This is a genomic window from Priestia sp. RMT2NF4 (assembly GCF_047872835.1).
Classification (GTDB): Bacteria; Bacillota; Bacilli; order Bacillales; family Bacillaceae_H; genus Priestia; species Priestia zanthoxyli.
This window is the reverse complement of record NZ_JBLQZO010000001.1, coordinates 689,896-702,725: the sequence shown is the minus strand read 5'-3', so window position 1 is coordinate 702,725 and position 12,830 is coordinate 689,896. Positions and strand designations below refer to the sequence as shown.

16 protein-coding genes are annotated in these 12,830 nt (G+C 36.8%); 10 read left to right on the top strand and 6 right to left on the bottom strand.

The genetic code is table 11. The annotated features are described in order from the left end of the window. Positions 1-19: 19 nt before the first annotated feature. Both ACMX9J_RS03510 and ACMX9J_RS03505 read left to right on the top strand, forming a co-directional pair. On the top strand, positions 20-319 hold the full coding sequence (locus tag ACMX9J_RS03510; RefSeq protein ID WP_416225424.1) for a hypothetical protein: 300 nt from the start codon (positions 20-22) through the stop codon (positions 317-319). A 184-nt stretch (positions 320-503) separates the two neighbouring features. Further along, positions 504-1,013 carry a hypothetical protein gene (locus ACMX9J_RS03505; RefSeq protein ID WP_028413179.1) on the top strand — a complete coding sequence of 170 codons (510 nt, stop codon included), beginning with the start codon at positions 504-506 and terminating at the stop codon, positions 1,011-1,013. 94 nt (positions 1,014-1,107) lie between these two features. Here ACMX9J_RS03505 and ACMX9J_RS03500 read toward each other — a convergent pair whose 3' ends face one another. From ACMX9J_RS03500 to ACMX9J_RS03490, 3 genes are all read right to left on the bottom strand, one after another. Further along, positions 1,108-2,391 (bottom strand): Nramp family divalent metal transporter, encoded by a 1,284-nt coding sequence (locus ACMX9J_RS03500; RefSeq protein WP_034266468.1) that lies wholly within the window; start codon positions 2,389-2,391, stop codon positions 1,108-1,110. A gap of 156 nt (positions 2,392-2,547) precedes the next feature. Then, positions 2,548-3,486: a PD-(D/E)XK nuclease family protein gene (locus tag ACMX9J_RS03495; RefSeq protein ID WP_416225686.1), complete on the bottom strand. Its 939-nt coding sequence runs from the start codon at positions 3,484-3,486 to the stop codon at positions 2,548-2,550. A 402-nt stretch (positions 3,487-3,888) separates the two neighbouring features. Beyond that, positions 3,889-4,383, bottom strand: a complete 495-nt coding sequence (locus ACMX9J_RS03490; protein ID WP_033579100.1) for a hypothetical protein — start codon at positions 4,381-4,383, stop codon at positions 3,889-3,891. A gap of 417 nt (positions 4,384-4,800) precedes the next feature. On the opposite strand from ACMX9J_RS03490, the gene ACMX9J_RS03485 reads away from it, so the two are divergent. Next, positions 4,801-5,301 (top strand): GNAT family N-acetyltransferase, encoded by a 501-nt coding sequence (locus ACMX9J_RS03485; protein WP_028413183.1) that lies wholly within the window; start codon positions 4,801-4,803, stop codon positions 5,299-5,301. Positions 5,302-5,335: 34 nt separating this feature from the next. On the opposite strand, the gene uraH is transcribed toward ACMX9J_RS03485, so the two are convergent. The 3 genes from uraH to ACMX9J_RS03470 are packed head-to-tail and all read right to left on the bottom strand — an operon-like array spanning position 5,336 to position 7,551. Further along, on the bottom strand, positions 5,336-5,692 hold the full coding sequence (gene uraH / locus ACMX9J_RS03480) for a hydroxyisourate hydrolase (RefSeq protein WP_416225423.1): 357 nt from the start codon (positions 5,690-5,692) through the stop codon (positions 5,336-5,338). Then, on the bottom strand, positions 5,689-6,216 hold the full coding sequence (gene uraD, locus ACMX9J_RS03475; protein ID WP_416225422.1) for a 2-oxo-4-hydroxy-4-carboxy-5-ureidoimidazoline decarboxylase: 528 nt from the start codon (positions 6,214-6,216) through the stop codon (positions 5,689-5,691). Before uraD ends, uraH begins: the two co-directional genes overlap by 4 nt. Positions 6,217-6,228: 12 nt before the next feature. After that, positions 6,229-7,551, bottom strand: a complete 1,323-nt coding sequence (locus tag ACMX9J_RS03470) for a nucleobase:cation symporter-2 family protein (RefSeq protein ID WP_154991276.1) — start codon at positions 7,549-7,551, stop codon at positions 6,229-6,231. Positions 7,552-7,822: 271 nt separating this feature from the next. Here ACMX9J_RS03470 and ACMX9J_RS03465 point away from each other — a divergent pair, with 271 nt between their 5' ends. From ACMX9J_RS03465 to ACMX9J_RS03435, 7 genes are all read left to right on the top strand, one after another. Next, positions 7,823-8,410 (top strand): lysophospholipid acyltransferase family protein, encoded by a 588-nt coding sequence (locus ACMX9J_RS03465; protein ID WP_098626572.1) that lies wholly within the window; start codon positions 7,823-7,825, stop codon positions 8,408-8,410. Positions 8,411-8,430: 20 nt separating this feature from the next. Then, complete coding sequence (locus ACMX9J_RS03460; RefSeq protein WP_028413188.1) at positions 8,431-8,916, top strand: hypothetical protein; 486 nt, start codon at positions 8,431-8,433, stop codon at positions 8,914-8,916. Positions 8,917-9,135: 219 nt separating this feature from the next. Further along, entirely contained in the window at positions 9,136-10,209 is a 1,074-nt protein-coding gene (locus tag ACMX9J_RS03455) for a branched-chain amino acid aminotransferase (RefSeq protein WP_028413189.1), read from the top strand. Positions 10,210-10,435: 226 nt separating this feature from the next. Further along, on the top strand, positions 10,436-10,663 hold the full coding sequence (locus ACMX9J_RS03450; RefSeq protein WP_028413190.1) for a hypothetical protein: 228 nt from the start codon (positions 10,436-10,438) through the stop codon (positions 10,661-10,663). 137 nt (positions 10,664-10,800) lie between these two features. Further along, positions 10,801-11,082 carry a hypothetical protein gene (locus ACMX9J_RS03445; protein ID WP_028413191.1) on the top strand — a complete coding sequence of 94 codons (282 nt, stop codon included), beginning with the start codon at positions 10,801-10,803 and terminating at the stop codon, positions 11,080-11,082. 104 nt (positions 11,083-11,186) lie between these two features. Beyond that, a complete protein-coding gene (locus tag ACMX9J_RS03440; RefSeq protein WP_034266457.1) occupies positions 11,187-11,645 on the top strand; it encodes a hypothetical protein in 459 nt (152 codons plus the stop codon). Between the two features lie 255 nt (positions 11,646-11,900). Continuing rightward, the gene (locus tag ACMX9J_RS03435; protein ID WP_014459925.1) at positions 11,901-12,827 is read left to right on the top strand and encodes a manganese-dependent inorganic pyrophosphatase; all 927 of its coding nucleotides are present in this window, start codon (positions 11,901-11,903) and stop codon (positions 12,825-12,827) included. Positions 12,828-12,830: the final 3 nt, after the last annotated feature.

Genomic DNA, 12,830 nt, shown 5'->3' with positions numbered 1-12,830 from the left:
TAGTCATTGGAGGAATAACATGAAGAAAATAGTTACCAGAAGCCTTGTAGCGGCTGTTTTGTTCACAAGTCTCGCCGCTTGTGAAGACAAACAAGGCGATACGCACGTCACTTACAAAAACCCTCAACCTAAACATGCCCCTGGAGCAGACACCATTTCAGCAACAGATGAAACGATGGCGCCTGTAAGTCGGGTAGCGACAGAAGATGAAACCGATGATCGATTAGCGTTTGGAGAACGATCAAAACACGGTCAATATTATGTTGCCACAACGGATGCACAATTTTATCCTGTTAAAGGAGCTAAACAAGAGTATTAATTACATATAGAAAAAACGCCTGTCTTTTGTTTTATAGAAAAAGAGAGTAGACATTAAACGTGTTAATGTAGTCAATTTTAAAAAGAACGTGTATCATTGTAAGTGCTGGTAACAAAAGTTGGACATAAAATGTGGATAAAAAGTTACGAGAAAGGAAAAGGTGCGTACATCACGTTAAAGACATATGAATCATAAACATACAAAAACAAATACTGAATTCAGTAATAAAAAAATAAACATGCATTTAAATAGAAAACTATCAGCGGCTATCATAGCTGCCTTTCTTTTCGCTTTGCTTTTTTGTTTTATACCAGGGATAAAAGAGTCAATTCCCAATTTTACTATAAAGAAAAACAGTTCGCATTTCAGCGAATTATTTCCTTTATACCTTTTGTTCTTTACGCCCTTTTTTTTAATAATGGGGACGTTAGGCACAGTTATTGTTGATTTATTAGTCAGCGCTTTTGTTAAAGAACGCAGTAAAAAAATTGATTTTATCATGTCATTCATATTTCATGGTATTTTTGGATTTTTAATGTTTGAATTTGGAATGATGGGCGTCATTCTTATTTTTATTGTTGACCGTATTCTTTCAATCCGTAAAGAAAGCTACACTTATTTATATCCACTGGTTTGCTTAGTGGTGTCGGCTATTATTGGAACTCTTGTCCATTTCATTTCTACTATCGGCTAATAAAAATGCTAAAAAAGAGACCTCAAAGGGTTAGGTACCGCCTAACAATTGAGGTCTCTTTTTTTAAAAACACCATTTGGCTAAGTTATTTACTTTATTGCGCTAACGTTTGATAAATCAAAAAGATATTTAAACAAATGACTAATGCAGCTATCACCCAAGCTACAGTAGTTGTTGCTTTATGATTAACCAACCCGCCCATGATTTTTTTATTACTTGTAAACATGATAAGAGGTACAAGCGCAAATGCAATTCCGAACGATAAAATAACTTGACTGACAACTAGTGCACTTGTTGGATTTACGCCAAGTCCGATAATCAAAAGCGGCGGAATAATTGTAATGAAACGACGAAGATATAAAGGAATTCTGCGTTTAATAAATCCTTGCATGATGACATCTCCAGACATTGTTCCGACCGAAGAACTTGAAAGTCCTGAAGATAATAATCCAACACCGAACGCAATAGCTGCAAAAGGACCAATTAAATGTTCAAATTGTGTAAAAGCCACGTCCAAATCTTGCACGTTTAGTCCGTTTTTAAAGAATAGAGCGGCTGCGACAATCAGCATGCTTGCATTAATTGCACCAGCGATAATCATGGCAATCACAATATCGATAAATTCAAAGCGGAAAATCGCTTTTTTCTCCGATTCTGTAGTTCCTACCACGCGGCGCTGCGTAAGAGCTGAGTGCAAATAAATCGCGTGCGGCATAACTGTAGCACCTAAAATCCCAGAAGCTAACAGCACGCTGTCTGTCCCGTGAAACTGAGGGACAAATAAGCCGTGGACAACACTTGCGCCGTCTGGATGCGCAAGAAACATTTGAGTCCCAAAAGCTAATACCACAATAAAAACCATTGCCGCAATCGCTGCTTCTAGCAGTCGAACACCTCGTCTTTGTAACTCTAAAATAGCAAAAGAACCTACCGCTGCGATGAGTGCAGCTGGGAACAAAGGAATATGAAATAATAAATAAATTCCAAGAGCAGCCCCAATAAATTCTGCTAAATCCGTCGCCATAATGACTAATTCCCCTTGGATCCAAAGCCCAAAAGAAACGAAGGACGGGAAGTGTTCCTGTGCTATCTCGGGTAAATTCAAGCCTGTTGCAATACCTAATTTAGCTGATAACGATTGAATTAAGACAGCCATTAAGTTAGAAATTAATACAACCCAAAGCAACATGTATCCGTATTGAGAGCCTGCTGCGATGTTAGTAGCAAAATTACCTGGGTCAATATAAGCAACCGCTGCGATAAAGGCAGGCCCTAAGAAAGGTAATAATCGCTTAATTCCTTTTGTTTTACCCGACAATACGTCTTGAGCACTTAGCTGCATAGCTGATAATGCTTTACTGCTGTTTTGATCTTTCATGTCTAGTGCTCCTTTCTTTGATGAACAATAAATAGCCCAAGCTAATTTTTTTAAATGAAGTATAAAATGTTTCCTTAATGCAAATTATATGCTAGCAAAGGTTCTTTTGACAATAAAAAAGTTTAGCAAAAAATATAAATCATCTTCAGTTGTTTTTTATCCCGTTTGGCACAATTCTTTAAATGCACACCCGTGACAGGAGGAAGGCGTATCTGCTTGAGGGAAATGCTCAAGCGGAAGAGGCTGATTTACCTCTGAGTGTTCCAAAAAAGTTTTCATATAGTCAATGCTTGTATCGACTTGCTGAAGAACAGCTTCAATTTCGTGAAGAGTAAGCTGATACGTACGCGCACTGCCTGAAAGCAAGTATTCGTTTCGGACTTTTATCTGATCAACGGAAATATTATATTCAGCTAGCACGTAGAGAGCGTAAATTGCCAGTTGAAACAAATCATCTTTTGTTTGTTTACTTGTTTTCCAATCAACAATCGTAAATTCGTCTGTGACTGGATTTTTAAAAAGGGAATGAAAAGGCGCATATACTTTATGATCATACACATTTATAGAACGAAACGACTGAGGAGAATCTACTTCTAAAGAAGGTGAAGACACCACATCGCAAAACGATTTACTTTGTAAAAAGTTATGTACACAAATGTGTACCCGCTTTTGCATGTCTTTAAGATCTTTTTTAGAAATATAGCCGTTTTCGTAGAATTCTAAAAGCATCTTATACTGAGCAGGCTTATGATACCAAAGCTCTCCATAGTCAGTAGAATCACGCAGTGCGTTATTTAGTAGCTGCTGTACTTTCTTCACTAAATTTTGTTCACCCGGGACAATCTGTGTAGATGTATAGTCAGAAATGGCTTCTGTAATCACCTGACGGACGGCTTGTCCTGCGTACATAGATAAAGTAGAAACCTTTTTTAAACGATAAGCGCTTTGAGACTGTGCAGAAGCGCTGTCAAACCATCCGTTGTGTGAGACATAATAATGATATGCATACTTTCGTTTGCACTGTGTGATCATTTTATGCCTGGAATAGGACCATGAAAATTCAGGGAAATCAGTGATTTGAAACAAGCTATTCACATCCTTTTTCAAAAACTGCGCATAGGTTGGTCTATTAGTGTATTCGTATATGAGTTAAAATAGACTAAAAATGTAGAGAGTGAATAGCTACGCATGCATATTATTTTGTGGATTCTTGCGAAATATGTATAAATAGAAAAAACTATTTAAAAATTGGTTGCTTTTTTCTATGGCAGATGTTATATTAATAAAGCGATGAGCTAATTTGTGTAAGTCGAAGGACATGCTTTCGAGCTAAACGTGTGAATGTGGTCACACGGTCCCCGCCACAAACGCATCAAAGACGTCCTGCGTGGACGTCTTTTTCATTTTATAAAAAAGAGAGCATATTGCTCTCTTTTTTTGTGGTAACTTTTTGATCCCTTCTATAATTTCTGCCCCTTTTATTTACTGCAGCCAAACTTACTGTATTTGCACATTTGCCGCATATTGCATTGTTCCTCTTGTAGAGTTAATCACGATATCTACAACGTAAAAACCTTGATTTTCAGGAATCTTAAATTCATTGTTTTTGACAAACAGCTTGGTTTTTTCACCGTTATTTTTCCATATATGCACGCTCACGCCGCGAATATAAGCGCCGTCTAGGTTGGAAAAATGGAGCTTAACCAATTGTTGCTGCTTTAAAGGGATACTTTTTTGCTGCGATATGTATGTATATAAATCATATACATTTATTTCTTTTTTTGTTGTTGAACGGCCGTTTGACCAGTTAATAGAACCTTTGTGAAGGTGATAGGTATGTTCGCTCACCGCAAGCGCAGCTTCAGGTTTGTTTTGGTCGTATTCTTCCTCTAGAAAGAAAGCACTGTTCTTAAGTAAAAGTAAGAAGAACACCGTAACAGCTCCTAGACCGCTTAAGACATATACACCACATTTTGCGGGTTGTACTTTCATAATAATTTCCTTTCACAGACCAATAATTAAGGAGGATAGGTACATAAAATTTCCACTTTTTCTATTCTAAACGATTACAAGTGAAATTACATTTATTGCTTTCTTTCTTCACAAAAAACAGGATAATAGTCATGTGTTTTCTATAAAAGATCCCCTTAGATCAAAATCAACCCCGCAGAAAAGGAAGATAAATGGAAATTAAAAGAGGGAATCTAAAAAATTTACAGAAGTTGATAAGTGATTTAAAATTATACAGAGGAAAAAAGCATTTCAAAAAAAGGGAGATTAGTAGGTTTTTTGTTCTACTTCCACTTCTTAAAAAGTCGTATTTTTCGTAAGAAACTGTAAAGTTATATTTTATAAAGGTGAACCAATACATATACAAAGAAAAGGGACACAAAAAAAAGGGGGATCAGCATGGAAATTAGAGAACTAGAATTACATGATGCTGCAAACTTTGTAGATTTGCTTAAACAGATTGAAGAAGAAAGTAAGTTTATGCTGTTCGAAAGCGGAGAGCGAAAGCTGAGTACGGATCAGCAGGAGAAAAACATCGAAATCTTTAAGCAGCAGCCAAACTCTACGATTATTGTAGCAGAAGAAAGCGAGATGCTTGTGGGATATATAGCTGCAACAGGGGGTGAAGCTAACCGAAACGCTCACATCGCTGCTCTGACATTAGGTATTCGAAAAACGTTTCAAAATCAAGGGATTGGTACGGCTTTATTCGCTGCGCTTGAGGAATGGGCAAGAGAACACCATATTCACCGTCTTGAGCTCACAGTCGCTGTACAGCATGAAAAGGCTCTTTCTTTATATGATAAAGTAGGATTCGAAATTGAAGGAACGAAAAAACATTCCCTGCGAATTGGCGGTTTGTTTATTGATGAGTACTATATGTCTAAATTGCTGAATTAAAAAAGAAACGACGTTTAAAGACGCCGTTTCTTTTTTAACTTCCTCTATAAATTTGGTATCCCCACGGTGATACAAGCAAAGGGATGTGATAATGTTCTTGTTCAGAAGACAATCCGACTCGAACAGAAACTTGATTTAAAAAGGGGGGATTTGTTGTTTGGGCTTCTTGTTTTTTATAGTATTCCCCAATATGGAACAAAAGTTCATAATCTCCTGATTCAAACGCTTCAGAAGAGAAGAGCGGGTTTGCTAATCTTCCGTCTTCATTTGTAGTACCATGAGAAAGCTTTATTCGTTTACTTTCTGATTGGATGTGATAGAAATCAACTTTGACAAAAGCAGCCGGACATCCGTGAGTGAGGTCTAAAATATGCGTTGTAATTTTAGTCATGCTCGTTTCTTTTTCTCCTTATCTTCAGTAATTTTATCAGTTAAACGAAAGAAAGCAATTTTATATACTTCTTCTAACGCTGTAGCAAACTCCGTTTGTTTGGTATTCTGTAAGCGACTTTGCATTGCCTCGTAAATATCTTCTTTTTGTTTACCTCGTACTGCCAAAATAAAAGGGAAAGGAAACTTTTCCATATACATTCCATTAAGAGAAGAAAACTGTTCATACTCATTTTGTGTTAAGTTTTGTAAGCCTGCTTTTGTTTGTTCTTCAGTAGAAGCAGATGTCATAGCGATATTTTCACCTAGATTTGGATGAGCTTTCAGCAACTTAAGCTGTTTTTCTACAGATGCTTGCGCTACAATTTCTTTCATCTTTCCGTGAAGTTGTTCAACGGAAGAGAAAGGGCGCTTAGAATAAGCTTCTTCTGCAACCCAAGGTGAATGTTCAAATATATCGCCAACTAATGAGACAAAATGCTGCTTGCTAAGCTGATTTACATACTGCACAGATACATTATTCATACTAAACCACCTTTACTTTACTTCTGAATAATCTGTTTTCTCTAAAGAGACAGAAGGTACTTTTCGTTCAACCGATGCGTTAAAAAAGAGATTTAATAAAATGGCAGCTAAACTTCCAGTAATAACTCCATCACTTACAATCACACGCAAAGCATTTGGGAGCTGGGCGAATAAATCGGGTACCACCGTTACACCAAGACCCAGTGAAAGAGAGCACGCAATAATCAGCAAATTTTCTTGTTTAGCCAAATCAACAGCGCTTAGCATTTTGATGCCTGATGAAATAACTAAACCAAACAACACGACCATTGCTCCTCCTAAAACAGGAGTAGGAATAATGGTTGTAAAAGCAGCTATTTTAGGAACAAGTCCCAATAATACGAGAATAAAGCCGGCTACTACCACTACATTTTTTGTTTTTACTTTCGATAATTGAACCAGTCCTACATTCTGAGCGAATGTATTGTAAGGAAAAGCATTAAATAGCCCTCCAAGAACAATGGCGATTCCTTCGGCACGGTAGCCTTTTGTAAAATCTTTTTCAGTTAATTCCCGATCACACAGTTTTCCTAACGCTAAAAATACGCCTGTAGACTCAATAATAATGACCAAGCATACGAGAATCATCGTTAAAATCGGTCCAATTTCAAAAGTGGGCATCCCAAAATAAAAAGGAGTGGGAATGTGCAGCCAAGAAGCTTCATTAAAGTTAGTGAAATTAACTTTTCCCATTAATACAGCGGCTATTGTTCCGGCTATAATTCCAATCAACACAGAAAGAGAACGAAGGAAACCGCTGAAAAATCGATTTAAAATTAAAATAAGCGCTAGAACACCAAAAGATAAAAGAAGATTAGAAAGAGAACCAAAATCTTTACTTCCTACTCCTCCTGCCATATTTCGGACAGCGGATGGTACAAGTGATAAACCAATCATCGTCACAACCGTTCCTGTGACAACTGGAGGAAAAAATTTAATAATTTTGCCTAAAAAACTTGCTGCCAGTACGATGAAAATACCACCGGCAATAATCGCTCCGTAAACAGCGCTAATTCCATATTGAGTTCCAATCGCAATCATAGGAGTCACCGCTACAAATGAACTTCCAAGTACAACAGGAAGACCAATCCCAAACCACTTGTTCGTCCAAGCCTGCAGCAGCGTAGCTAGTCCGCAGGTCAGTAAATCAATGGCTACGAGATAGGCTAAGTCATGTGCATTTAAATTTAATGCGCGTCCTACCATCAGCGGAACGAGAATGGCACCCGCATACATAGCGAGTACGTGCTGTAATCCCAATGAAGCTAGTCGAAACGGTCGATTTTGGTTATTCACCTAAAAACCTCCTTTAATTATATCACATGTAATGTTAATAAATATTACATTTAGAATGATACATTAATAGTAAAATGTTTTTTAAGGGATGTCATTAGTCAAGTTGACCAAAAACAGAGGTTTCAATATCTCCTTTTTTACAATATATAGAGAAGTAGGTAAGCTACCGTGTAAAAAGATGTTACATTCCTTTTTTTAGTACCAACTCTTAATATCAAGTGATATAATTTTTGTATATATTTTCAACTAATAGAGAGAAGAGGAAACACTTATGTATAATATTGCGGCTCACACATGTAAATTTTTATTAAAAAGAAGGGGGAAGTTTCAGGTAAGGAACAGAGAGTATCTGCCAGCGGATACAGGCTTTGTGATCGCTTGTTCGCATAAGGGATGGGTAGACGTTGTAGCGCTTGGTGCGGCTATTTTGCCTCACCAAATTCATTTTATGGCAAAAAAGGAGCTTTTTAATCATATACTCACTAGTAATGTATTAAAAAAACTTAACGCATTCCCAGTAGATCGTAACAACCCGGGACCCAGCAGCATTAAAACACCTATTAAATTAGCAAAAGAAGGACATATCGTCGGGATTTTCCCTAGCGGCACGCGAACAGAGGAAGACGTTCCCTTAAAAAGAGGAGCAGTCACTATAGCAAGCATGGCAAAGGTTCCTATTGTACCCGCAGTTTACAAAGGACCCGCAAATGTAAAAGAGCTATTTTCAAAGGAGCCCGTTGTCATTTCCCTTGGGAAGCCCATCTACCTTGCTGAAGGAAAGCTGACAAAAGATCGGCTCGCCGACGTGTCAAATCACTTAACAGCTTCGATTCGTGCGTTAGAGGAAACAGAAACATAACTTCATAGCGGAGGTGCATCATGAAGGATTGGGTACAGAGAAAGCTAAACGATGTGATTAGTGATGATGTGCAGGCAAAAATGAAAGAAAAGATGGCTGAAAGCGGTGTAACCGTTCCTATATCCGCTTCTATGCTCATGCGGATTTTTCAAAAGCAAATGACAAAGCAAGATCAAATTCAGCAATTTTCTATTTCATTTCAAGACTCCTATATTCACGTGAATGGAATTATTAAAAAATTTCTGGTGAGAATTCCATTTTCTATTGTGCTAGAACCTCTTGAAGCAAAAGAACGTACGCTTGTATTCAAAATCCATGAAATGAAACCTCTTAATCAAAATTGGATCAACTATCGAATTTTTCATAAGCCGCCTGTTACTACGTATGAAGAAAAACAAATTCATATCAACCTCAATGAAATTGATAAAGTGAAAGTCATTCCAGTAGGAAAAATCAAACAATTTTCAATACAAGATGAAAAGCTTCGAGTGAAAATTGGTTTATAAATGGTTGTAAATAAAATGTAGAAATAGTTTTTTTAGAAAGAAAACCTTTTCAATTCAGCACTTAATTCGATTAGGTGCTATTTCTTTATAATTTTTATAAAATTTTTAGAATTTTTCGTCTCTAACTATTGTGACACGCTTCCCTAAAGTTGTACAATGTAACTTATATAGAGGTTTAAGCGAAAAACCCGTAAATATAAAGAGCAAGGAGAAACAACTATGACAACTTATTCAATCGATGTGACACTAAGTCAAACAAAAAAAGAAAAGCCGCAATCTGATCAATTGCAATTCGGGAAAATCTTCACGGACCATATGTTCATTATGGATTATACAGAAGGCCAAGGCTGGCACGATGCTCGTATTGTACCTTATCAACCTATCACATTAGATCCGGCATCTATGATCTTTCATTACGGGCAGTCTGTTTTTGAAGGACTAAAAGCATATGTAACAAAAAAAGAGCAAGTATTATTATTTAGACCAGATGAGAATTTCAAACGTTTAAATAAATCAAACGATCGTCTTTGTATTCCTCATGTTGACGAAGACTTAGCATTAGAAGCGTTAAAACAGCTGATTAAAATTGACCGCGAATGGATTCCTACTGCTGAAGGTACATCACTATACATTCGTCCATTTGTCATCGCGACAGAGCCTTACTTAGGAGTAGCGCCATCTGACCGCTACCAATTTATCATTATTCTATCTCCAGTTGGCTCATATTATAAAGAAGGAATTGCTCCTGTAAAAATTGCGGTTGAAAGCGAATTTGTTCGTGCTGTAGCCGGAGGGACAGGGACTGCTAAAACAGGCGGAAACTATGCTTCAAGCTTAAAAGCTCAGCAGCTTTCTGACTCAAAAGGCTATTCACAAGTACTGTGGTTAGACGGAGTTGAACGCAAGTACATTGAAGAAGTAGGAAGCATGAATATTTTCTTCAAAATTGATGGAGAAGTAGTAACGCCATCTGTGAACGGAAGCATTTTAGAAGGAATTACGCGTAAATCCATCATTGAGCTGCTAAAACACTGGGATATGCCTGTAACTGAGCGCCGTATTTCTATGGAAGAAATTAAGCAAGCTTATTCGGAAGGCAAACTAGAAGAGGCATTTGGAACAGGTACAGCTGCAGTTATTTCTCCGATTGGCGAGCTATTTTGGAATAACGAGAAAATGGTCATCAACGGTGGAAACACAGGAGAAGTATCACAAAAACTGTATGACACTCTAACAGGTATTCAAAATGGTACAGTGGAAGATCCATTCGGCTGGGCAGTGGAAGTAGAATAAATTTCGGTAATCGAATATCTTTTTACGTAAAAGAAGCGGGACAGCTCCCGCTTCTTTTTTTGTTTGCTGTCGAATAGTCCAAAAGAAATAAGTTATTTTTTGAATATTTAGAACTATTTATATACTTTAATTGTAAAATAAAATATAATTATCCTTATAAAAGCAATACGTTGTCTTTATTGAAATTCACAGCATTACTTATTCGTTATATAAGGGGGAGAACAAAATGCTCTTTTTATCACATGATGAAAAAATTAAACAGCTGGCTTCACACTTAGCTGAACGACTCGAATGGGAATTAAACCAAGAAACCTCAGATGAACAAATGCACGTGCTCATCGGCTACTTATTTGCTTCTCATTTAATCGAGCACCGTCCTACAGGTTATTACGTAAGGTCTCAATACCCTGAGCAGCTAAAAGATTTATATGAAACTTTACACGTCCACCAATAAATTATCTCTTCCTCTTTTGTCCTATATCGTGTAGAATTTTAGAAAATATATGATTTTCTAGTTGATGGCAGAGCTAGGATATAGCGTGGTGTGGCATTTACCTTTAAATGATTAAGTAATGGCTTTAGAGGTGAATAATGTTAGCGCAGATTAAAGAAATGAGTTTAGATAAAAATCGTCGTAATCCACATTACCGCGTGTTGTTGCAGTGTCCAGACGGGAGTGAACTATTCATTCACTTTAATTATACATACCGATCAAAAACATATTGGTCAAGAGATGTATATTACAACAATGTTCATAAAAAATCTCAGCTTGCTTGGTATACCCAAAGCGTAGAGGAAATGACTGCTCAGCAGTTTCTTGAAGAGCTAGGAGCTATAGTAAATGAACATTTCAACTTTACACTGCGACGATAACCAAGAAAAGCATCCTTTAACAAGGGTGCTTTTCTTGGTTATTTTACATAAATAAGGACAGAATAATATATATTCTCTTTTTGAAAGTGAAAGGTGGAAAGCTCATGGCGCAAATCGTAATGTGGGTGCTTTTTATCGGTCCTTGGCTATTGCTTTTTGCAGTTGATAAAGAGCGAGTAAAGCGGTATATGGCTGTATCGCTATTCGGAGTGGTATTGTTAACCGTGGTTTTTCAAATTGCAGATCGCTTTAACTGGTGGGAAGTCAATGAAACTCTTTTTTTCTTTGTTAATATGACGCCTTTTCCTTTTGGCATATTTATAATAGGAACGCTTTTTATTTTTTATTTTACCTATCCTGGCTTTTGGATGTTTATGATTATCAATGCAGCGTTCGATTTATTTCAGGCATTTGTCATGAGTCCTATCTTTGAAAAACTAGACATTTATACACTGAAGGGAATGAATCATTTTTTATTATTTGTACTAATGATGGTTATTGCTGTTCTACTTTTTCTTTATCAAAAGTGGCAAGATACTGCGTTTAAGTTATCTATCAAGTGATAGAGAGACAGGTTGTGTTTTATCGTTAACTTTTATATAATGAACGTATAAAACCCTCTATTTATATCGGAAATAGAGGTGTTTTTACTGTGAAAAAGATACAAAATGGCAAAATATCTGCGGATGAACATCATTTTTCGCAAAAAAATTAAAATAATGTAAAAGTTTATGTTAAAATGGCAATGTTGCGTGAACGAATTAACTAACTTTACGCAAGAATGCTATTTACATACGTAAGAAGGAGAGAGATTTAAGATGGCAAAGACGTTAATTTTTGGACATAAAAATCCTGACACAGATACAATCTGTTCTGCAATTGCATACGCTGATTTAAAGAATAAATTAGGTGTAGACGCTGAACCAATTCGATTAGGCGATATTAACGGTGAAACGCAATTCGCTCTTGAAAAGTTCAACGCTGAACTACCACGTTTCGTTGATGAAGTATCTAAAGAAACAAATGAAGTTATTTTAGTGGACCACAACGAACGCCAGCAAAGTGCAAACGATATTGATCAAGTTCGTGTGCTTGAAGTAATTGATCATCACCGTATTGCTAACTTCGAAACAGCAGATCCTTTATACTATCGTGCAGAGCCAGTTGGATGTACGGCAACGATCTTAAACAAGATGTATAAAGAAAACGGCGTAGAAATCGAACCTAACATCGCAGGTCTTATGCTATCAGCTATCATTTCTGATTCTTTATTATTCAAATCACCAACTTGCACAGACCAAGACGTTGCAGCTGCTAAAGAATTAGCGGAAATTGCAGGCGTAGATGCAGAAGAGTACGGATTAGCAATGCTAAAAGCTGGAGCTGACTTAGGCGATAAAACAGCTTCACAATTAATTTCATTAGATGCTAAAGAATTCAGCATGGGCACAAGCAAAGTTGAAATTGCACAAGTGAATGCAATTGACGTAAACGACGTTTTAGTACGCAAAGTTGAATTGGAAGAAGCTATTACTAAAACAATCGAAGAAAAAGGATTACAATTATTCCTTTTAGTTGTTACAGATATTTTAAACAGCAACTCTACTGCATTAGCATTAGGTTCTGCTGCTTCAAAAGTAGAAGAAGCATACAACGTAACGCTTGAAAACAATACAGCTGTCTTAGAAGGCGTTGTATCACGTAAAAAACAAGTAGTACCTGTATTAACATCTGTATTTGCTTAATAA